Annotated in this window: 22 protein-coding genes and 1 tRNA gene; 8 read left to right on the top strand and 15 right to left on the bottom strand. The window is 67.1% G+C overall.

The annotated features are described in order from the left end of the window. Window positions 1–4: 4 nt before the first annotated feature. Both J6U32_RS06120 and J6U32_RS27815 read right to left on the bottom strand, forming a co-directional pair. Window positions 5–217 carry a hypothetical protein gene (locus tag J6U32_RS06120; protein ID WP_133092138.1) on the bottom strand — a complete coding sequence of 71 codons (213 nt, stop codon included), beginning with the start codon at window positions 215–217 and terminating at the stop codon, window positions 5–7. Continuing rightward, a complete protein-coding gene (locus J6U32_RS27815) occupies window positions 214–645 on the bottom strand; it encodes a hypothetical protein (RefSeq protein WP_006373129.1) in 432 nt (143 codons plus the stop codon). Before J6U32_RS27815 ends, J6U32_RS06120 begins: the two co-directional genes overlap by 4 nt. 467 nt (window positions 646–1,112) lie before the next feature. Here J6U32_RS27815 and J6U32_RS06125 point away from each other — a divergent pair, with 467 nt between their 5' ends. After that, entirely contained in the window at window positions 1,113–2,462 is a 1,350-nt protein-coding gene (locus J6U32_RS06125; protein ID WP_208793993.1) for a dipeptidase, read from the top strand. A 5-nt stretch (window positions 2,463–2,467) separates the two neighbouring features. Here J6U32_RS06125 and J6U32_RS06130 read toward each other — a convergent pair whose 3' ends face one another. The 3 genes from J6U32_RS06130 to J6U32_RS06140 form a co-directional block, all read right to left on the bottom strand. Continuing rightward, entirely contained in the window at window positions 2,468–3,523 is a 1,056-nt protein-coding gene (locus J6U32_RS06130) for an acyl-CoA dehydrogenase family protein (protein ID WP_208793994.1), read from the bottom strand. Between the two features lie 95 nt (window positions 3,524–3,618). Beyond that, window positions 3,619–4,290 (bottom strand): lipocalin family protein, encoded by a 672-nt coding sequence (locus tag J6U32_RS06135; protein WP_208793995.1) that lies wholly within the window; start codon window positions 4,288–4,290, stop codon window positions 3,619–3,621. A gap of 108 nt (window positions 4,291–4,398) precedes the next feature. Beyond that, complete coding sequence (locus J6U32_RS06140) at window positions 4,399–4,842, bottom strand: DUF7144 family membrane protein (RefSeq protein WP_035734934.1); 444 nt, start codon at window positions 4,840–4,842, stop codon at window positions 4,399–4,401. Window positions 4,843–5,022: 180 nt separating this feature from the next. On the opposite strand from J6U32_RS06140, the gene J6U32_RS06145 reads away from it, so the two are divergent. Next, window positions 5,023–5,096, top strand: a tRNA-Pro gene (locus J6U32_RS06145). 96 nt (window positions 5,097–5,192) lie between these two features. Here the strand turns inward: J6U32_RS06145 and J6U32_RS06150 are convergent. Beyond that, on the bottom strand, window positions 5,193–5,384 hold the full coding sequence (locus J6U32_RS06150; protein ID WP_006373134.1) for a hypothetical protein: 192 nt from the start codon (window positions 5,382–5,384) through the stop codon (window positions 5,193–5,195). A 55-nt stretch (window positions 5,385–5,439) separates the two neighbouring features. Here J6U32_RS06150 and J6U32_RS06155 point away from each other — a divergent pair, with 55 nt between their 5' ends. Next, the gene (locus J6U32_RS06155) at window positions 5,440–6,228 is read left to right on the top strand and encodes a crotonase/enoyl-CoA hydratase family protein (protein ID WP_208793996.1); all 789 of its coding nucleotides are present in this window, start codon (window positions 5,440–5,442) and stop codon (window positions 6,226–6,228) included. A gap of 15 nt (window positions 6,229–6,243) precedes the next feature. Here the strand turns inward: J6U32_RS06155 and J6U32_RS06160 are convergent, their stop codons facing one another. The 4 genes from J6U32_RS06160 to J6U32_RS06175 form a co-directional block, all read right to left on the bottom strand. Beyond that, entirely contained in the window at window positions 6,244–6,648 is a 405-nt protein-coding gene (locus J6U32_RS06160; protein WP_006373136.1) for a DUF7144 family membrane protein, read from the bottom strand. A 92-nt stretch (window positions 6,649–6,740) separates the two neighbouring features. Next, complete coding sequence (locus tag J6U32_RS06165; RefSeq protein WP_208793997.1) at window positions 6,741–7,436, bottom strand: haloacid dehalogenase type II; 696 nt, start codon at window positions 7,434–7,436, stop codon at window positions 6,741–6,743. Between the two features lie 13 nt (window positions 7,437–7,449). Then, window positions 7,450–8,451, bottom strand: a complete 1,002-nt coding sequence (locus tag J6U32_RS06170; protein WP_208793998.1) for a metallophosphoesterase — start codon at window positions 8,449–8,451, stop codon at window positions 7,450–7,452. Between the two features lie 71 nt (window positions 8,452–8,522). Continuing rightward, window positions 8,523–10,973 (bottom strand): penicillin-binding protein, encoded by a 2,451-nt coding sequence (locus J6U32_RS06175; protein WP_006373140.1) that lies wholly within the window; start codon window positions 10,971–10,973, stop codon window positions 8,523–8,525. 311 nt (window positions 10,974–11,284) lie between these two features. Here J6U32_RS06175 and J6U32_RS06180 point away from each other — a divergent pair, with 311 nt between their 5' ends. Then, the gene (locus J6U32_RS06180; RefSeq protein WP_006373141.1) at window positions 11,285–11,593 is read left to right on the top strand and encodes a WhiB family transcriptional regulator; all 309 of its coding nucleotides are present in this window, start codon (window positions 11,285–11,287) and stop codon (window positions 11,591–11,593) included. A 120-nt stretch (window positions 11,594–11,713) separates the two neighbouring features. Here the strand turns inward: J6U32_RS06180 and J6U32_RS06185 are convergent, their stop codons facing one another. The 3 genes from J6U32_RS06185 to J6U32_RS06195 are packed head-to-tail and all read right to left on the bottom strand — an operon-like array spanning window position 11,714 to window position 15,382. Beyond that, on the bottom strand, window positions 11,714–13,246 hold the full coding sequence (locus J6U32_RS06185; RefSeq protein ID WP_208793999.1) for a hypothetical protein: 1,533 nt from the start codon (window positions 13,244–13,246) through the stop codon (window positions 11,714–11,716). 22 nt (window positions 13,247–13,268) lie between these two features. Next, complete coding sequence (locus J6U32_RS06190) at window positions 13,269–14,363, bottom strand: ArsA family ATPase (RefSeq protein WP_208794000.1); 1,095 nt, start codon at window positions 14,361–14,363, stop codon at window positions 13,269–13,271. Then, window positions 14,363–15,382 (bottom strand): ArsA-related P-loop ATPase, encoded by a 1,020-nt coding sequence (locus tag J6U32_RS06195; RefSeq protein ID WP_244332889.1) that lies wholly within the window; start codon window positions 15,380–15,382, stop codon window positions 14,363–14,365. Before J6U32_RS06195 ends, J6U32_RS06190 begins: the two co-directional genes overlap by 1 nt. A 183-nt stretch (window positions 15,383–15,565) precedes the next feature. On the opposite strand from J6U32_RS06195, the gene J6U32_RS06200 reads away from it, so the two are divergent. The 4 genes from J6U32_RS06200 to J6U32_RS06215 are packed head-to-tail and all read left to right on the top strand — an operon-like array spanning window position 15,566 to window position 17,882. Further along, entirely contained in the window at window positions 15,566–15,730 is a 165-nt protein-coding gene (locus J6U32_RS06200) for a DUF4177 domain-containing protein (protein ID WP_006373145.1), read from the top strand. 4 nt (window positions 15,731–15,734) lie between these two features. Then, the gene (locus J6U32_RS06205; RefSeq protein ID WP_208794001.1) at window positions 15,735–16,211 is read left to right on the top strand and encodes a RidA family protein; all 477 of its coding nucleotides are present in this window, start codon (window positions 15,735–15,737) and stop codon (window positions 16,209–16,211) included. Beyond that, window positions 16,208–16,975: a TSUP family transporter gene (locus J6U32_RS06210; RefSeq protein ID WP_208794002.1), complete on the top strand. Its 768-nt coding sequence runs from the start codon at window positions 16,208–16,210 to the stop codon at window positions 16,973–16,975. Before J6U32_RS06205 ends, J6U32_RS06210 begins: the two co-directional genes overlap by 4 nt. A 43-nt stretch (window positions 16,976–17,018) precedes the next feature. Beyond that, window positions 17,019–17,882, top strand: coding sequence for an MBL fold metallo-hydrolase (locus tag J6U32_RS06215; protein WP_208794003.1), 864 nt, complete (start codon window positions 17,019–17,021; stop codon window positions 17,880–17,882). A 105-nt stretch (window positions 17,883–17,987) separates the two neighbouring features. On the opposite strand, the gene J6U32_RS06220 is transcribed toward J6U32_RS06215, so the two are convergent. Further along, window positions 17,988–18,662: a Crp/Fnr family transcriptional regulator gene (locus J6U32_RS06220; RefSeq protein WP_006373149.1), complete on the bottom strand. Its 675-nt coding sequence runs from the start codon at window positions 18,660–18,662 to the stop codon at window positions 17,988–17,990. 214 nt (window positions 18,663–18,876) lie between these two features. After that, the gene (locus J6U32_RS06225) at window positions 18,877–19,089 is read right to left on the bottom strand and encodes a hypothetical protein (protein ID WP_208794004.1); all 213 of its coding nucleotides are present in this window, start codon (window positions 19,087–19,089) and stop codon (window positions 18,877–18,879) included. Window positions 19,090–19,191: the final 102 nt, after the last annotated feature.

A 19,191-nucleotide genomic window follows, 5' to 3' on the forward strand; every position in this document is an offset into this window, starting at 1 on the left:
TCTATCAATCATGGCGACTCGTTCCTGGCTGTGTATGGGATGCCGCCGCAGTGATGATCAGATCGTTTTCCAGTTCGGCGACCGCGCAGAGGACGATCGCGCTCAGGCTCCTGAGGGCGGTGGCAGTTTCGGCGTCCACTGAGTTGCGGCGTTGGGTAGCGATGAGGTCGGCGTTGAGTTTTCGCGTGATGGGCGGTAGATCGGCGCGTGCTGTCATCGGCGTGCGGAGTCCGCTTGGAACAGGACGTCTGAAAGCGTTCCACCACGTTCCGCGGTGAGCATCACTCGTCGCCATACCTGGGCGGCTTCGGTCACGGGGACGTCGGTGGCCAGCAGAATGACGGGGTGGGAATCCCCATCGAGGATGGATGTCCGAGAGTGGCGCGCCCGACGGACTGTCCGTCGGGCCAGGACGTCGCCGATTGCACTTTGGGCAGTGGTAGCCGGGCTGGTCTCTGGGTGGAACAGGATGTCCCACTCGGCCAGTAGATCGCCCGTGACTGCCCGGGAGTCTTCTTCCTGGATGCCCGAGACGATTCTTTCCGGGCGGGAGGAATGTCCTGGACGCGCCCTGTGATAGTCACGCATGTGCCCATAGAGGCGGCTGCGTGGAGCAGTATTGAGAATACGAGACGTGGTGATCATTGAAGTTCACCTGACTGGCCACAGCGACAGCGGCCCTTGCGACGCCGGAAGCGTTAACGGAAATCCGTCAGATATGAGACTCCGGCTGTCACTTAGTGTACTCCTCATCGAGAGGCAGCGTGTGGTTCGCTCCGCTGGTGCAGATTGCGCTGTATCGAACGACCGCTGGGCACCGGTTGAGACATTCATACCGATCTCGGTCTGAATGTGGCAGGACGAGCTCACAGTGATGCGTCGCCTTCGTTCCGTTACCACAGCGTAGTGGTTTCCCGATTGTGCGGCCGATGACTTCGCGGCAGCGTCCCGTGTACGTCTTTGGCGCGGTCTGCAACTCGCTCAGGTGAGTGGTGCCCAGTCGTCGCTGCGCCGATCGGTCGGTGCCGACCAGAAGGGTTAACTTGGGGACACGACCTCGCCGCGCGGGCATGCGCGTGGCGTCGAGGCGGCCGACGACGAGAGGAACCGACGTGACCGACGATGCGCTTGCAGACCGTGTGCACGACCTGATGGGAAGGGCACACACGGATCTCACGGAGATGGTGGCCTTCGAATCGGTATACGACCCCGCCGCGCCCGCGCCCGCCGACTGCGCTCGGATGGTCGACTGGCTGCAGGAGACCTTCACCGAGGCCGGCGTGTCCGACGTCGCGGCGCACGTCACCGCCGACGGATCGCAGGCGGTGACCGGACACATCCCCGGACCGGCTGACGCACCGACGGTACTGCTGTACTTCCACCACGATGTGCAGCCGCCCCTCGATGCCGATGCGTGGGACTCACCGGCGTGGACGCTGACCGAACGCGACGGCCGCTGGTACGGCCGCGGTGCGGCCGACTGCAAGGGCAACATCGCCGTGCACCTGACTGCTCTGCGGGCGATCGGCGACGACCTCGGCGTCAACGTCAAGATCATCGGTGAGGGGTCCGAGGAGCAGGGCTCCGGCGGCATCGAGGATTTCGTTCCCAAGAACCCCGAGCTGTTGCGCGCCGACGCGATCCTCATCCTCGATTCCGGCAACATCGAAGTGGGTCGCCCCACTCTGACGACGAGTCTGCGCGGGATCGCCAACGTCGTCGTCAGCGTCGAAACGCTCTCCTCGGCAATGCATTCCGGAATGTTCGGAGGTGCGGCGCCGGATGCGCTCGCCGCCCTGATCGCCATGCTGGCCACGCTGCGTGACGATGCGGGCAACACCACCGTCACCGGGCTCGACTCCGATCAGGTGTGGACGGGCATCGATTACCGAGAGAGCCAGTTCCGTAAGGACGCAACGGTTCTCGACGGGGTCGGGGTGCTCGGGTCGGGATCGATCGCGGAGATGGTGTGGGCCCGCCCGGCGGCGACCGTGCTGGGTATCGACTGCCCGCCGGTGGTCGGCTCGTCGGCGTCGGTCGTCCCGCGGGCCCGTGCGCGCATCAACCTGCGTGTGCCACCCGGCATGGATCCGGCGGCCGCCCAGGATGCGCTGATCGCCCACCTGCACGCCGTCGCGCCGTGGCATGTGCGGGTGTCGGTCGAGCGTGAGGCGATCGGGGCGCCGTTTTCGGGTTCGACCGATGGGCCTGCGTTCGAGGCGATTTCGCGTTCGTTGAGCACCGCCTACGGAGCCGAGGTCGTGCAGCAGGGGCAGGGTGGATCGATCCCGCTGTGTACCGTGCTGCAGAACACCTTTCCCGACGCCGAGATCATGCTCTTCGGGGTCGAGGAACCGCGCTGCCTGATCCATGCGCCCAACGAGAGCGTCGACCCGTCCGAGATCGAGCACATGGCGCTGGCCGAGGCATTGTTCCTGCGGGACTACGGCTCTGCGCGGTGAGCTGATCAGCTCCCGCTGAACTGCTGCACCAGAAGATCTTTCACTTGCGGGCGACTGGCTGCGACGAGGGTGAACATGGATTCGCGGGCCAGACGTTGCGCGTCGTTGCCGGACAGCAGGGCGCGGCCACCGTCGGCGGAGACCAGCGCGGAGGCGGCGTCGACGGCGAGACGGGCGGCGTCGGCGCGCGCGTCGATCATCGGCCCGGGGTCACCGGCGCCGAGCGCATTGTCGAGGCGCGCGCGGACCTCGCCGGCCCGTTCTCGAAGTGTCCGAGCGGCTTTCACCTCGCTGCCGCGTTCGAGCAGGGCCGTGGCACGACGCAGGATGCCGAACGGAAGGATGCCGTTGATGCGTAGGCCGGTGATCTGGGTGGCGAAGAATTGCTCGAGGCTGACGCGAGAGACGATGTCGGCGTCGTCGACCCGCACTCCCTCCACTCTCAGGAACACCGTCCGCGTGGCGTTGCACACCGACAGGTGGGTCGGGGTCACCGCGATCCCCGGAACCGGTTGGGTGACATCGACGATCGCCGCGATCACGTCGTCGGTCTGTACATCCCGGGCCGAGATCTGCAGGATGTGCACGATGCCCCAGCCGCTGACGAACGGTGCGTACCCGTCGAGAATCCAGCCGCCCTCGGTGCGTGCGGCCGTCATCCGGGGCGGGGTCGGGACGACACCGGCGTAGGCCACTCCCGCCCGGACGCGGCCGGCGACGGTCGCATCGAGATACCGATCCCGCAGCGTGTCGTTGTCGGTGCCCGACAACGAGATCACCACCCCGTGATGCTGCAGCCAGGTGAACGCGGTGGGTAGGCATCCACTCGCGAGCACCTCCCCGATCTCCAGAACGGTGGTGAGTTCGAGTGGCGGATCGCCGGTGACCAGTCCATAGAGCCCGGCGTCGGCGAGCTCGCGCCAGTGGGAGTCGGGAACGATGCTGCTGTGGTCGACGTCGCCGGCCGCGGGGTAGAGGACCTCGTCGGCGATGCGGTAGGTGTCGGCGAGGAGTCGCTCGACGCGACCGGATCGGGCCGGGTCACCGGTGGTCGGGGTCACCCGACAAGGCTACGTCTCCGCACACCGCCCCGACCGGAAGACAATCCGGACGGGGCGGCGTGCGGGGGTGGAGACGGTATGCGGGACGTTCGGTGTCAGACGGTGCAGAGCGGCGAATAATCCGATCGGCCACCGGTCGTGGGAGAGATCAGGAAGGTGCACGTGTTGAATCCGGCCTCCGCGGTGCGCCGTTCCAGCATCCGCAGCTGTGCGGTGGTCAGCACTTTCTGGCGACTGAGGACGAATCCGGAGAGACGGGTCGGATCACCGACGATCGCATACTGGTAGGGCTCGTTGCTCTTTGCTGCCTTCGGACCGGTCGCGGAGTTGCCGTCGGCGTCACCGACCCAGGTGACGATGTAATTGGGGAAGTTCCCGGTGTTGATGGTGTTCGGAATCCCCGGGAAGCTCACGGCCAACTGCGCGTTCGTGGTCGGATCGAGGACGGTCGCCTTGCCCTTGATGCCGTCGGGCTGACCGGTGAACGAGGTGCACTTGTTGTCAACGCCGATGGTCGTCGCGTTGATCTGGGTGTAGGTGGCGTTGGTGTCCTTCGCGCAGCGCACACCGAAGAACGACGGGATGGTCGCCTGCTGCCACCACGTGCCGAGATATCGCGTGACGTCGAGCTTGGTGACCGGCTTGACCGGCGCGGCTTCGGCGGTCGCGGGGGTGGCGACCAACGCCACCACGGCCCCGAGGACGGCCAGGAGCGGTACGAGGAGGCGGACGGTTCTGCGAGTGTGTGGCATGCGCAGGAGCGGCATGGTCGGGAATCCCTTCGGTCGTCGGTACCGGACGAGCGGTGATTCGCCGCCGACCCCGGTCCCGGATGGGTGGGGAACTGCCCGCCCTGCGTCCGGTCCCGCGTCGGCTCAGCGCCCGGCTGTGCGACCGTGCGTCACCTGGCGCGGGTTCCACGAGCACACCGCCCAGATCAGGATGACGTCGAGCGCGATGATGAGGATCGACCATGCGGGGTAGTGCGGCAGCCACAGGAACTGGGTGATGATCGACAGCGCGGCGATGATGATCGCCGCCACCCGCGCCCAGTCGGCGCCGATGGCCAGCCCACCCGCGATGATGACCGCCAACACGCCGATGACGATGTGAATCCAGCCCCAGGCTGTCAGATTCAACTCGAAGACGTAATCCTGGCCGAGGACGAGCAATGTGTCCTTGTTGAGTGCCGAGATCCCGACGAAGACCGAGATCACGCCGGCGACGAACAGCAGAGCCGCCGCGACGATCGTGAGCCCGAAGGCGAAACCCTGTTTGACGGCCGACTCGGCGGCCTCGTCGTCGAACCCCTGGCTCATCACAGCCATCCCTTCCGTCGTTATTGCACGATTCGTGAATCAGCGTAATCGGATTTCCGGCGCCTGTTCGTCGCTTTCGCCCAGTGGGCGCCCACGGGGGGCCGCAGCCCCCGTTTTGGCGGTCTACCAGGCGATTTAGTACCCGGGCATCATCGGGGGTAAGCTATCGCAGGTTGCACACGGGGTGTGGCGCAGCTTGGTAGCGCGCTTCGTTCGGGACGAAGAGGTCGTGGGTTCGAATCCCGCCACCCCGACGCAAGGTTGAGATTGCAGAAGAGGCCCTGGCCAGGAGAAATCCTGGTCAGGGCCTCCTCGTTTTGCTGACGTGCCGTGATGCCGCGCCCATCACCTCACCCGTTGCCGGCACCCTCGGAATCGTCGAAGAACGCCCAGTCGCCGTCGTGCTCGACCTCCATGCGCCAGCCGAGCTCGGTGTTGTCGGCTTTCTGGTCGATGAACCAGGCGTGCGCGTCGTCGGCGTTGTCGATGTCGCGGGTGGCGACGACGGAACCCTTGGGATTGATCACTCGATAGTTGGCCATGGGCCTCGGGTACCCGCTCACGGGCGGATCGAATCATCTCAGCGGTCGTGGGGGCATGATCGGAGTGGTGAGCACTCAGACGATCCTCGAACGTTCCGACGGGCCGGTGCGGATTCTCGGCCTCAACAGACCCGAGCGGCGCAACGCCGTCGACGGGCCGACCGCGCAGGCGCTCGCCGACGCGTTCCGTCGTTTCGACGCCGACGAGGGCGCGTCGGTGGCCGTGCTCTACGGGGAGGGCGGAACCTTCTGCGCGGGAGCCGATCTCAAGGCCATCGCGGACGACAGCACCCGTAATCGGGTGGAGGCCGACGGAGACGGGCCGATGGGACCGACGCGACTGCGACTGGGCAAGCCGGTGATCGCCGCCATCTCCGGACACGCGGTCGCGGGCGGATTGGAACTGGCGATCTGGGCCGATCTACGGGTCGCCGACGACGACGCGGTGCTCGGCGTGTTCTGCCGACGCTGGGGAGTGCCGCTCATCGACGGCGGCACCGTCCGGTTGCCGCATCTCATCGGGTCGAGTCGGGCGATGGACCTCATTCTCACCGGCCGCGCGGTGCCGGCGCGTGAAGCTTTCGACATGGGGCTGGTGAATCGGCTCGTGCCGTCCGGGACGTCCCTGGAGCGGGCGGTGGAACTGGCGCATGAACTCGCCGCGTTCCCGCAGACCTGCCTTCGCCACGACCGGCTCTCGGCGCTCGAGCAGGAAGGCATGGCCGAACCCGACGGCATCCACAACGAATACCTGCACGGCCTGCAGTCGATCCAGGCCGATACCGTCACCGGGGCAACACGATTCGCGCAGGGCGCGGGACGACATGGGACGTTCGGGGATTGACGCCGTGCTATGCCCTCAGTCGGTCTGCCAGGTGCAGACCGCCCAGATCACGACGAGGTCGACGGCGATGATGAGGATCGACCACCACGGGAAGTAGGGAATCCAGAGGAAATTGGCGATGATCGACAGCGACGCGATGATCACCGCGCTCACGCGGGCCCAGGTCGCGCCGACGAACATGCCGAAGGCGATGAGGATTGCGATGATGCCGAGGATGATGTGGATCCAGCCCCACGTGGTCAGGTTGAGCTGGTAGACGTACTGCGGGCCGACGACGAACAACTCGTCCTTGACGACGGCCGAAATGCCCTCGGCGAGACCGATGATGCCGACGACGAGCAGGAGTGCGGCGGCGCCGATCGTGGCTCCGCCGGCGAACCCCTGGCGGACCGGGTGATGGTGAGAATCGGGTGACGTCATCACGAGCCTTTCGGGAGTGACTGCGTCGTGATCGTCACATGCGAACGGCGCCGGTCACATCACCCGAAAAGGATGAAACGCGCGTGCACCCCTCAGCACCCCAGCTGATCGGCCAGGTCGTCGAGGTCTCGGGCGTGAAGTTCATTGTCCGGCGAGCCCGAATCGTCTTTGAGCGCAGGGTCACCCCACTCGAGGGGACGCTCGATGAAGGCCGACCGTAACCCGTGGGAGCGGGCGGCGTCGAGATCGGATTGGTGGGTCGCGACCATCATCACCTCGTGGGGCCGCGCTTCCATCAGTCCGGCCAGCCCGAGATAGGTCTGCGGCGCCGGCTTGTAGTGATGCCACAGATCCGAGCCGCCGATGAAATCCCAGCCGAAGCCGTTGCGTTTGGCCATCTCGGTGAGCAATGCGACGCTCCCATTACTCAACGCGCACACCGTGAATCGACGTCGCAGACGAGCCAGGCCGCGCGCCGAGTCCGGCCACCCGGGGATCTCGCGCCAGGCGTGCACGAGGTGGGCGGCACGGTCGGCGCCGATCGCGACGCCGAACTGTGCGGCGACCTCGGTCAGGGTGTCGGCCTGCAGGTCGTCGAGTCCGCGCCAGCCGGTCTCACCGGCCTCGACGCGAGCGATGGCGGGAGAGTAGCGGGCTCGCCACTGCCGCGCGAACTCGACCGCATCGACCCCGGGCACGGAACGCGCCACTGCGGCGCTGATACCGCCGAGCCAGTCGGTGACCGTCCCGAAGGTGTCGAATGCCAGGACGCGAGGAGGCGTCGACATTGCCGGCATCGCGTCAGCGCGCGTCGGTGGCCAACTGCGGCAGCGAGTGGTCCTCGTCGAATTCGGCGTCGCCGTGAGAGACCGGGGTGAGGGTGAGCAGACTGGCCTCGGGCCGGCAGCAGAACCGTGCCGGAACATACGGCGAGGTACCCAGACCTGCGCTGACGTGCAGCTTCATCGTCGACCCCCAAGCCGAGGCGCCCTTGACCCGGGAGCGATCGAGGTGGCAGTTGGTGACGAGCGCACCGACGAGCGGCAGACACAGCTGGCCGCCGTGGGTGTGCCCGGCGAGCACGAGGTCGTATCCGTCTTCGGCGAAGCGGTCGAGGACCCGTGGTTCGGGTGAATGCGTCAGACCCAGACGCAGCTGGGCGAGCGGATTGGGCCGTCCGGCGATGGTGTCGTAGCGGTCGCGTTCGATGTGCGGGTCGTCGACACCTGCCGCGACCACCCGCACCCCGCCGACCTCGAGTTCGCGCACCGAGTGCGTGGCGTCGAGCCAGCCACGCTCGACGAACGCGGCCCGCAGATCCTGCCACGGCAGGGGATCGCCGTGCGTGCGCTTGTGTTCGGTTTTGAAGTATTTGAACGGATTCTTCGGTGTCGGACCGAAGTAGTCGTTCGACCCGAACACGAAAAGGCCGGGGCGCGAAAGCAATCCGCCGAGGGACTGGATCACCGCGGGCACCGCTTGTGGATGCGCCAGGTTGTCGCCGGTATTGATCACCAGGTCCGGTTCGAGCGCTTCGAGTTCGGACACCCAGGCCTGCTTGAGTCGCTGGTTGGGCATCATGTGCAGGTCGCTGATGTGCAGGACCCGCAACGGGGTGGCGCCGGGTTCGAGCACCGCCATCGTGGTGTGACGCAAGGTGAATGCGTTGCGCTCGATCAGCGTCGAGTAGAGCAGTCCGGCAGCGGCAGCCCCCGCACCGACGGCAAGCGTCCGTGCTGCCGTCGACGTGGGGAGAAGGCCGTCCACGCGCCAGGACCGGGTCGAAGAATCGAGGATGGACATTTCCTCAGGATACGCGCCGCCCGAGGGCACGCGTCAGAGTCGTGACGGACAACCCGTCCGGCGACTCGACCTCAGCCGGGCAGATCGATCACCACCGGCCCGACGCCGGGTACCTGCACCGTCGTCTGGGTCGGACCGTTGCTGCCGCCCGCGGACTGACGTCCGTTGCTCACGTAGATCGTGATCGTGCTCCCCGGCAACGCCGAGTCCGACGGGGCGGTGAACACCACGGTGCCCTGCGGGCGCGGGGAGTCGATCTCGAGCTGGGTGACCTTGAAGCCGGCAGCCTGCAGCCGGGCGGTCGCGTCGCTCGCGGTCAGACCGGTGACGTCGGGGACCCGTCCGCGACTGTTGCCGGACACGTACTGCGGATCCTGCGGTGGCAGGCTCGTCGGACCGAACTTGTTCGCGACCGGCAGGACCGCCGAATACCAGGTGCGTGCCGGCTCGTATCCGCCGTAGAGGTTGCCGTCGTAGCAGGACCGCAGCGGGCTGGTGCAGATGCCCTCCGGGTTGGGACCGTCGCTGTAGACGTAGACCGACCCGGCGATGTTGTTGGTGAAGCCGAGGAACGCCGCCGAGCGGTGCGCCTCGGTGGTGCCGGTCTTCGCCGACACCGGCAGGTTCCAGCCGGTCGAGCCGGCGGCCGCCGCCGAGGTGCCACCGCCTCGGTCGTCGAAGCTCATCGCATTGGCCAGAGTGTTGGCCAGACCCTGCTCGACGACGCGGTCACATCCCGGTGCGTTGAACGGCACCGTGGTCAGTACCGGTGCGCCGTCGGGGCCGGGCACCGCGTTGCTGTTCTCGTCGCGCTTGATGGTGCTGATCGAGCCGATCGGGTTGGGCGGGCACCACACCCCGCCCGAGGACAGGGTGGCCGCCACATTTGACAGCTCGAGTCCGTTGACCGGGAAGGGGCCGAGGGTGAACGAACCGAAGTTGCCGTCCTTGACGTACTGGGCGATCGACTTGTCGCCGTCACCGGATGTGCCCGGCGTGTTGTAGGAGCGCAGACCCAGGCGCACGGCCATGTCGACGGTCGGCTTCACCCCGGTCTGCTGCAACAGCTTGACGAAGGCGGTGTTCGGTGACTGGGCCAGCGCCTGGGAGACCGACATCGACGCCGGATAGCGGCCGTCGTTCTTGACGCAGTAGCTGTCGGCAGGACACCCGTTGGAGCCGCCGCTGCTGCCCATGCCCTGCACGGCCAGTGTCGACGGGACCGGGATGTTGGAGCCGGTGCCGAGGCCCTGCTCCATCGCCGCGGCCGTCGTGAACACCTTGAACACCGAGCCCGCACCGTCACCGACCAGCGAGAACGGCTGCGGCTGCACGGTTTGGTCGGCATTCTGATTGAGCCCGTAGTCGCGGCTCGACGCCATCGCCAGCACGGGATGGGCGGTGGTGCCCGGCCGGATCGCGCTCATCACGCTCGCGACGCCGTCGGCGTGCGGATCGGCCTGGGTCTGCACCGCGCGCTCGACCGAACGCTGCACGTCGGGGTCGAGGGTGGTCTTGATGATGTATCCGCTGCGCATCACCGAGTCGCGGGAGATGCCGTTGGCGGCGAGGAACTGCAGCGCGTAGTCGCAGAAGAATCCGTTGTTGCCGGCGCCGATGCACCCCTGGGTGGGGATGTTGGGATTGGGGACCACCCCGAGCGGCTTGGCCTTGGCCGCGGTCAGCTCGTCGCGGCGGTTGGGGAAGTTCTGGATCATCGTGTCGAGCACGGTGTTGCGTCGTGCCAGCGCAGCCTGCGGATTGGTGTACGGGTTGAGCGCGCTGCTCGACTGCACCATGCCCGCGAGCAGTGCGGCCTGCTCGACGGTGAGGTCCTTGGCGTGCTTGTTGAAGTACACCTGCGACGCGGCCTCGATGCCGTAGGCGTTGTTGCCGAACGGCACCACGTTGAGATACCGCGTGACGATCTGCTTCTTGGCCTCCTGCTTGGCCGCGGCGTCGGAGAGGCCCTTGCGTTTGGCCTGCTCGGTGAGCGACTGCTCCATCGTCAGCGCCATCCGGACCTCACGCAGCTTGCGTGCCGGGGTGGTCTCGGTGGCTGCCTCCCGATCGGCCTCGGTCCGCGCGAGCACGAGGAGTTGATAGTTCTTGATGTACTGCTGATCCAGCGTCGACGCGCCCTGCTGGACCTCACCCGAGGACGAGTTCTTCAGCGCGGCGCGGATGGTGCCCTTCCAGTCGACGCCGTCGTGCTCGAGGAAACGGCGGTCCTCGATGGAGATGATCGCGGCGACCATGTCGGGCGAGATGTCGTTGTAGCCGACCTCGTAGCGGTACTGGTCGAACAACAGCGCGATCGGGTTGCCCGCCGCGTCGGTCATCGTCGAGACCTGGGGAAGGGTGCCGTTGAGCAATTCCGACGAGACATTCTCGACTGCCGAAGCGGCTCTGTTGGACACCAGTCCCACCCCGCTGGCGACCGGATACAGGAGTCCGGCGACGAGCACGCCGGCCAGCACGCAAGCGGCAGCGAGCGGCCCAAGCTTCTTCGAGATCGGCACCCCGACAGAATACGTGTGATTTCCTCAACACCCTCGCAGCCCGCGTCGCCGCGCATGGCACCGGCGGGGTCGGTGGCGATGACCAGGTGTTTCGTTGAGAGTCTGCACGGTTGTGCCAGTTTTTCGGCCTCAGGGGTTGCGGTGGCATGCACAGATCCCTAGATTGAGGGCAGAATGTGACTCACTTAACAGCCGATGCGGCAGAGTGTTAGAGATATCAAACTCGATCAATTGTCCAGGTGAGCAAGCGGGTTGCAGTCGCAGTGCGGTGACGTGGTCGTCGCAGACAACGACAGACAGGGGCGATAACGATGGCAACAGCGGCAGTATCGGCAGACGAGGCGCGGTTGACCTGGGTGTCGCAGGCGCGGTGCCGCGGAGAGAACCCGGATGACCTGTTCGTGCGGGGTGCAGCGCAGCGCAAGGCTGCCACGATCTGTCGGCACTGCCCGGTGCAGTTGCAGTGCGGCGCCGACGCTCTCGACAACCGCGTCGAATTCGGAGTGTGGGGCGGCATGACCGAACGCCAGCGTCGGGCGCTGTTGCGCCAGCACCCCGAGGTCACCTCGTGGTCGGCGTTCTTCGAGGCGCAGCGTCGCCGTCAGCGCGTCGCGGGCTGACCCGGACCCACAAACTCACATCACCGGCGGGAGTGTCCCGCCGGTGATGTCGTGTCCGGGGGTGTGTGGTCCGTTCGGGGGACAGCATCGTTGGGGACAGGGCCGTTCGGGACGCACCATTCACCGCAGGCCGAGATCGACCGGCTCCGGCCACTGCATGGTCCCCGGCCGCAGGATCTGCAGCACCCCGCCGGCCGCCACCCAGAGCGTCCCGTCGTCGGTGCGTGTGACCGACACGGTGGACGAGAGCACCGGGGCGCTGAGTATCGGCGTGAGACCGTCCCGGTCGAGGACGGTGAGCAACCAGAACCGGCCGCGGCCGTGGTCGTACTCGGTGGGTCCGGGTAGTGGCCACCACCCCGACCGCGCCGTTCCGTCGGGCGGGTGACCGAGGGTCCACAGCCCGTCGCCGACGGTTCCGGCGTCGAAGAATTGCCGTGGAACATGCTGTGTGTCAGTCGCTTCGAGAGTCGGTGCCAGGGTGACGAACCTGTCGTAACAGGCGATCCCGAGTGGGGAGGTGAGCAGCGAGGGTCGGTCGTGGTGGTCGTCGAGGATCACCGGATCGCCCACATGCATCGCGCCGTCGAGGCCGACGCGCACCAGCACCACGCCGTCGGTGTGCGGGCTCGGTGAATGCAGCAGGACGACGAACGTATCGCCGTCGGCGATCGCCGCGGTGACCACGGCGGTGGGGCCCTCGACACTGCGTGATTCCCCGCCCGGACCGAGGATGCTCCACCGACCCGCGCCACCGCAGGCCAGATAGTGTTCGCCCACAACGGCTCCCGCGACGACCGGGGTGTCGTCGACGGTCCGTGCAGGCTCTCCCGGCGTCAGGCGGTGGGTACCGTCGGGACCGCCGATCCAGCATCCGGTGGGCGTCGCCCACACCGACCGCCCGTATCGCACCGGGCCGGGAAACAGGTACTCGCTTGCCCGACGTTCGGAGTCGATCCGAAATACCAGCGGCAGAACCGCATCCAGCGCCCACAGGTCGTCGCCGGCAGCGGAGACCTCGGCGATGACGGCCGGCGGACGCAGTGGATACGGTCCGACGTCGTCGAGGTCGATATCGATCAGCGCGCCGGCGTCGACGTCCGTCGGTGACGGGCAGTCGGCGTCGAACCGGTCGTCGGTGAAGAATCGCGGCGCGCGGTCGACCTCACGATAGGTGGGCCGGCGCCCCGGAGTCAGGCTCCATCGGCGTGGCGGCGGAACCCGCTGCCACGAGTGTGAAACGACCTGCACTCGGGTCACGCGCCCGCGTACCGATCCCGCGGCGTCGATCCCCATGACGCCGTGAAAGGTGCCGGTCAGTTCGACCTGTCCGGTCCGTGGCCGTTGTCCGTCCCATGACGCGGTCCAGCCGTCGCCGCGCAGGAGTCCACTCCACCAGAGGTCTTGTCGCCCCGCATGATCGGTGGCTTCGGAGTCGTCGGCGAGACCGAAACGCCGCGGTGGCCGGCCGGAGGGTTCGAGCCGGGCACGGATGGTCATCGCGTCGTGCTGATCGGTCCCGGTCTCGCTCGTCGAGTACTCCCAGAACCGCAGGGGGAATTCGATGACCTCCCCGATCACGGGTGGGCGAATCTGTCCGTCCTCGATCGCGATGCGATCCACCAGGATCGTCAGTACGCGGTGGCGATCCATCGGCGTCCCAGGCGGATCGAGGTCAGCCCCGACCGGTGATCTGCTCGGCGACCGCGCGCAGGGCGACGCGGTCGGCCACCTCGAACGGCAAGGACGGGACTCCGACGATCGGCACCGTCGGATGCGCAGAGGTGAACCGTCCCAGCAGGTGCACCTCACGTTTGGCCGTCGCGGCCCGCTCCGCGTGCACCAGCAGCACGCCGCGCGTGAGGTCGTCGTCGGCCTTGTCGACGGCCACCCGCGCGACCTCTTCGGGGATGCCGGTGAGATTGGGATGGGTGCGATTGAGGATGAGCCCGGCCAGCGGCATCGACTCCTCGGAGAGGCGATCGACGAAGAAGGCCGCCTCGCGCAGGGCGTCGGGCTCGGCCGCGGCGACCACCGCGAAGCGGGTACCGGGCTGTTTGAGCAGTTCGTAGGTCTTGAGCGCGCGGTCCTGGAAGCCGCCGAACATCGAGTCGAGTGACTGCACGAACGTCGCGACGTCGCGCAGCATCTCGCCGCCGATGATGGTGGAGACCCCGCGCATCGCCAGGCTCATCGCGCCGGTGACCATGCGGCCGACGCCGCGGCCGCCGCCGACGAGCACCTTCATCAGCCGGCCAGACAGGAACGACCCGAGGCGCTGCGGTGCGTCGAGGAAGTCCAGGGCGTTGCGTGACGGTGGGGTGTCGACGATGATCAGGTCCCACCGGTTGGTCTCCAGCAGCTTGCCGAGCTTCTCCATCGCCATGTATTCCTGTGTGCCGGAGAAGGATTCGGCGACAGTCTGGTAGAAGGAGTTCTCCATGATGGCCGCGGCGCGGTCGGGTGTGGAGTACTCCTGCACCATCTCGTCGAAGGTGCGGCGCATATCGAGCATCATTGCGTCGAGCGATCCGGTGCCGTCGATGGCCACCGGTTGGGGATCGTTGGTCAGCTCGCTCATGCCCAACGACTGCGCGAGCCGTTTGGCCGGGTCGATCGTGAGCACCGCGACGGTGCGGCCGTGTTCGGCGGCGTGCAGGGCCATCGCCGCGGCGGTCGTGGTCTTGCCGACGCCGCCGGCGCCGCAGCAGATGACCACGCGGGTCTCCGGGTCGGCGAGCACCGAGCCCATCTTCAGGTCGAGGGGCATCAGGCACCCGCTTTCTGTAGCAGATTGGCCAGTTCGTAGAGGCCGCCGAGATCCATCCCGTCGCCGAGGGTGGGTAGTTCCAGCGTCGGGACCTCCACCTCGTCGAGTTGAGCCTTGGCCACCTGCTGCGCCTGCAGCCGCGAGGCGTGTTCGATCGTCTCGGTGAGCAACCCGGCGAAATCGGCTTCGCTCGCCTCGATGCCGGCGTCGGCGAGCCCGGACGCGACCCGCTGTGCGTCGACGTTGCCCTCGGCGATGTCGTCGATCTCATCGGACGGCAGATGCATCGGGTTCACCCGGTTGATGATCAGGCTGCCGACTCGGAGGTTCTTGCCGCGCAACTCGTCGACGGCCTCGATGGTCTCGGTGATCGGCATCGCTTCGAGGAGGGTGACGAGGTGGATCGCGGTCTCCTCCGAGTGCAGCAACCGTGCCACCCCCTCGCTCTGGTTGCGGATCGGGCCGGTTTTGGCGAGGTCCGCCATCGCCTTGGTGACGTCGAGGAAGCTGCCGATCCGGCCGGTGGGCGGGGAGTCGACGACGACGGCGTCGTAGAGCCGCACGCCCTTCTTGTTGGTCGCGATGATGCGTTCCTTGATCTTTCCGGTGATCAGGACGTCGCGCAGCCCCGGGGCGACCGTGGTGACGAAGTCGATCGCACCGATCCGCTTCATCGCCCGGCCGGCGAAGCCCAGGTTGTAGAACATGTCGAGGTATTCCAGCAGCGCATGCTCGATGTCGAGGGCCAGCGCCCACACCTCGCCGCCGCCCTCGGCGGTGGCGATGCGGGTGTCGGTCGGCGGTAGCGGCGGCAGGTCGAAGAGTTGCGCGATGCCTTGGCGCCCCTCGCATTCGACGAGTAGGACGCGCTTTCCCGCGGCAGCGAGGGCCAGCGAGAGCGCGCCGGCGACGGTGGTCTTGCCGGTGCCGCCCTTACCCGAGACGAAGTGCAGACGTGCTTTGGCGGCCGAGTCCGGCCAGATGTTCGGTGCGGTCACCGCCTCCTCGTCGTCGAGAATCGCTGCGACCCCGTCAGGTCGGGGTCGGCTCTGCCGACCGCTGGATGTCTGGTCGCCCCCGGGCGTGTCGTACACCACGGATTCACCATATCGACTCAGTCGTCGTCCAGGGTCACTCCGGTGAGGTCTGTTCGCCCGATCGTGCCTGCGGGCACGCCACCTCGATGCCCTAGGCTTGGGGTCATGAGTGATGTCACCGCTTGGGAATACGTGACGGTTCCGCTGCTGACCCACGCCACCAAACAGATTCTCGATCAGTGGGGCGCCGACGGCTGGGAGCTGGTCAGCGTGCTGCCCGGCCCCACCGGAGAGCAGCACGTCGCCTACCTCAAGCGGCCGAAGGGCTGAGGCAATGGGCACTTGGACACAGCGACTCGACGAGCTGGGTATCGAGCTGCCGACGGCCCCCACCCCGGTCGCCAATTACGTACCGGCGGTCCGGTCGGGGAACCTGGTCTACACCTCGGGGCAGTTGCCCTTCGTCAACGGTGAACTGTCGATTCACGGCAAGGTCTGCACCGGCGCGGAGGGTGTCGTCAAACCCGATGAGGCGACGGCGGCCGCACGGCAGTGCACCATCAATGCGTTGGCCGCGATCAACGGACTCGTTGGACTGGATTCGATTGTGCGCGTGGTCAAGGTGACCGGTTTCGTCGCGTCGGCACCGGGCTTCACCGGGCAGCCCGGTGTCCTCAACGGCGCCTCGGACCTGCTCGGCGAGATCTTCGGGGACGCAGGCGTGCATGCCCGCTCCGCGGTCGGTGTCACCGAGTTGCCGTTGGGGGCGCCGGTGGAGGTCGAACTCGTGGTCGAGGTCGCTGACGCTTGAGTGCTGAGGTCGTCGCGGCGCTGATCGTCGCCGCGGTGGCCGCGGGCTGGGTCGACGCGGTGGTCGGTGGGGGTGGTCTGATCCTCATCCCGGCTCTGCTGATCGGTGCGCCCGGGATCGTTCCGGCGTCGGCGCTGGCGACCAACAAGCTGGCCGCGGTCGTCGGGACCGCGTCCGCGGCGTGGCGTTATTCGCGCACCGTGCCGCTGCGGGCGCGTCGTCTGGCGCCGGTATTCGTCTGTGCCGCAGTCTGTTCGGGCGCGGGAGCGTTCGTGGCGAGTCGGTTGCCCACCGACGTCTTCACGCCGATCGTCCTGGTGATGCTGGTGGCCGTGGGGTTGTTCGTCGCGCTCAATCCTGGGTTCGGATCGGGTGTCTCGCGGACGCGGTCCCGCAGGTCGGTGGTGTGCGGGCTGGCGATCGCGGGGATCGTCGTGGCCTTCTACGACGGGCTCATGGGTCCGGGTACCGGAACCTTCCTGATCATCACGCTGACCGCGTTGGTGGGTACCGATTTCGTGCAGAGTTCGGCGACGGCGAAGGTGATCAACACCGGAACCAATCTCGGGGCGCTCGCGGTGTTCGCCGCGCAGGGACACGTGTTGTGGTTGCTCGGATTGGCGCTGGCGGTGGGCAATGTCGTGGGGGCGCAGGTCGGCGCGCACATGGCGCTGGGCCGGGGCAGCAGGTTCGTGCGGTGGGTGCTGCTCGTCGTCGTGGTCGTCATGGTGGCCAAGCTGTCCTACGATCTGATCGCCGGATGAGCCTGACTCACCCGCGGTGTCGGCGCGGCATTACCCTGGCCCCATGACCGCCCCTGACGACCGCCCTCGGGACAGCGAGGTCCCCGACGACGCTGTTGCCGACGCCGACCCGGTGCATCCCGCCTACGGAGTACTGCGCGAGGTGACGCCGTTCGCGTCGGTGTTGTTGTGCGACAACCCCGGTGTGATGGAACTCGACGGCACCAACACGTGGATTCTGCGGGCGCCGGGCAGCACGGAATGCGTCGTCGTCGACCCGGGCCCGCCCCGCCACAAGAAGCACGTGAAAAGGGTTGCGGCGCAACCGGGTATCGCGCTGACCCTGATCACCCACCGGCACTTCGATCACACCGGCGCCATCGACGCGCTGGCCAAGCGGACCGGTGCGCCGACCCGTGCCCGCCTGCGGTCGCACTGCCGCGACGCCGCACCCCTGCGTGATCGCGAGGTCATCGACGTCGCAGGTCTGCGCATCACGGTGTTGTTCACGCCCGGCCACACCGGCGACTCCGTCAGCTATCTCGTCGAGCACGAGGGGCAGCGCGCCATCCTCACCGGTGACACGATCCTGGGTAGCGGGACCACCGTCATCGATCCGTCCGACGGCAGTCTGCTCGACTACATGGGCTCGCTGAACCGGTTGATCGTGGACGGTGCCGAGGCCGCGCTGCTGCCGGCGCACGGTCCCGATCATCCGACGCTCGAACCCGTCGCGCGCTTCTACAAGGCGCACCGTGAGGAACGGATCGATCAGATCCAGGCCGCGCTCGACGAGATGGGGGTGTCGGCGAAGAAGGCGAAGCCGATGAAGGTGGTCCGCAAGGTCTATGCCGACGTCGACAAGAAGTTGTGGCCCGCGGCGCGGATGTCGGTGAAGGCGCAGCTGGAGTATCTGCGTCAACTGTGACGGCCGGCCGAGGGCCGAAAACAGTTCTTCCCCCACTCTTTCGTTCGTCCCCGGGAAATTGTCGGGGGAAGAACGAGAAAGTGGGGGAAGAACGTCGAGCTCAGGTCAGCGGGCGCGGCGGGCGAGTCGCTCGGAGTCGGCGATCAGCACGCTCTTGCCCTCCAGGCGCAGCCATCCGCGCTGGGCGAAGTCGGCGAGCGCCTTGTTCACGGTCTCGCGCGAGGCCCCGACGAGCTGGGCGATCTCTTCCTGCGTGAGGTCATGGGTGACGCGCAGCGAGCCGCCTTCCTGGGTGCCGAAGCGCTGGGCCAGCTGCAGGAGCTGCTTGGCCACACGTCCGGGCACGTCGGTGAAGATCAGGTCGGCGAGGTTGTTGTTGGTGCGACGCAGACGTCGGGCCAACACGCGCAGGAGCTGCTCGGCGATCTCCGGGCGGTCCTTGATCCAGGCGCGCAGCGCATCCCGGTCCATCGAGACCGCGCGGACCTCGGTCACCGTGGTTGCCGAGCTGGTGCGCGGACCGGGATCGAAGATCGACAGCTCGCCGAACATGTCCGACGGTCCCATGATCGTCAGCAGGTTCTCGCGACCGTCGGGAGACCGACGGCCTACCTTCACCTTGCCGGACAGGATGATGTACAGCCGATCACCGGGTTCGCCCTCGTGGAAGATGACATGTCCCCGCGGAAAGTCGACAGGCTGAAGCTGCTTGGTCAGTGCCGCTACGGCAGAGGGCTCGACACCCTGAAAAATGCCTGCCCGCGCCAGTACTTCCTCCACCAAGGAGTCCCTTCTCACTCATGAATCCCGGGTGTGCTCCACTGGCACACCCGCTGCAACGCTACTCTCGCCCCCAGCATATGTGTTGAATGGGTCACCGGCGTTGTAATGGGTGGCGTGTCTGCTCTCGGCGAACACCGGACGTCGGCGATCCCGCGCGGCGGTGCATGCCGGCGCGACGAGCCGGGTGGAGTAGCAGGGGTGTGGCGGCGGGTCAGCCGGCCCGGCGATTGCGCAGTTCGTCCAACGCGGCCGGCATGCCCTCGCGGGCCAGGGTGTCGACATCCTCGGGATCGGCAGCCGACAGGAATTCCTCAACGTTGTCACGGTTCACGGTGACGCGATCCGTCCAGGACTGGACCTTCTCCATGCCGAGGGCGAAGAGCATCAGTACGGCCGGGAACAGCAGTACGGCAAGTCCTTGCATGGCCACAAGTAAACACAATCGGGCTCACGACTCCCAACCAGAACGGCCGCGGTAACCCAGTTGTGACCAAAGCGCGCCGCTGGTCGACATCAGCAATGTCGG

Origin of the sequence: Gordonia polyisoprenivorans, from assembly GCF_017654315.1 — a bacterium.
Classification (GTDB): domain Bacteria; phylum Actinomycetota; class Actinomycetes; order Mycobacteriales; family Mycobacteriaceae; genus Gordonia; species Gordonia polyisoprenivorans_A.

Excerpts from the sequence above, each read along its gene's own strand:
- J6U32_RS06120 (WP_133092138.1), bottom strand. The coding sequence starts at position 217 with ATGACAGCACGCGCCGATCTACCGCCCATCACGCGAAAACTCAACGCC.
- J6U32_RS27815 (WP_006373129.1), bottom strand. The coding sequence starts at position 645 with ATGATCACCACGTCTCGTATTCTCAATACTGCTCCACGCAGCCGCCTC.
- J6U32_RS06135 (WP_208793995.1), bottom strand. The coding sequence starts at position 4,290 with ATGCCGCTCCTGCGCATGCCACACACTCGCAGAACCGTCCGCCTCCTC.
- J6U32_RS06140 (WP_035734934.1), bottom strand. The coding sequence starts at position 4,842 with ATGAGCCAGGGGTTCGACGACGAGGCCGCCGAGTCGGCCGTCAAACAG.
- J6U32_RS06150 (WP_006373134.1), bottom strand. The coding sequence starts at position 5,384 with ATGGCCAACTATCGAGTGATCAATCCCAAGGGTTCCGTCGTCGCCACC.
- J6U32_RS06155 (WP_208793996.1), top strand. The coding sequence starts at position 5,440 with ATGATCGGAGTGGTGAGCACTCAGACGATCCTCGAACGTTCCGACGGG.
- J6U32_RS06160 (WP_006373136.1), bottom strand. The coding sequence starts at position 6,648 with ATGACGTCACCCGATTCTCACCATCACCCGGTCCGCCAGGGGTTCGCC.
- J6U32_RS06165 (WP_208793997.1), bottom strand. The coding sequence starts at position 7,436 with ATGTCGACGCCTCCTCGCGTCCTGGCATTCGACACCTTCGGGACGGTC.
- J6U32_RS06170 (WP_208793998.1), bottom strand. The coding sequence starts at position 8,451 with ATGTCCATCCTCGATTCTTCGACCCGGTCCTGGCGCGTGGACGGCCTT.
- J6U32_RS06180 (WP_006373141.1), top strand. The coding sequence starts at position 11,285 with ATGGCAACAGCGGCAGTATCGGCAGACGAGGCGCGGTTGACCTGGGTG.
- J6U32_RS06185 (WP_208793999.1), bottom strand. The coding sequence starts at position 13,246 with ATGGATCGCCACCGCGTACTGACGATCCTGGTGGATCGCATCGCGATC.
- J6U32_RS06190 (WP_208794000.1), bottom strand. The coding sequence starts at position 14,363 with ATGCCCCTCGACCTGAAGATGGGCTCGGTGCTCGCCGACCCGGAGACC.
- J6U32_RS06200 (WP_006373145.1), top strand. The coding sequence starts at position 15,566 with ATGAGTGATGTCACCGCTTGGGAATACGTGACGGTTCCGCTGCTGACC.
- J6U32_RS06205 (WP_208794001.1), top strand. The coding sequence starts at position 15,735 with ATGGGCACTTGGACACAGCGACTCGACGAGCTGGGTATCGAGCTGCCG.
- J6U32_RS06215 (WP_208794003.1), top strand. The coding sequence starts at position 17,019 with ATGACCGCCCCTGACGACCGCCCTCGGGACAGCGAGGTCCCCGACGAC.
- J6U32_RS06225 (WP_208794004.1), bottom strand. The coding sequence starts at position 19,089 with ATGCAAGGACTTGCCGTACTGCTGTTCCCGGCCGTACTGATGCTCTTC.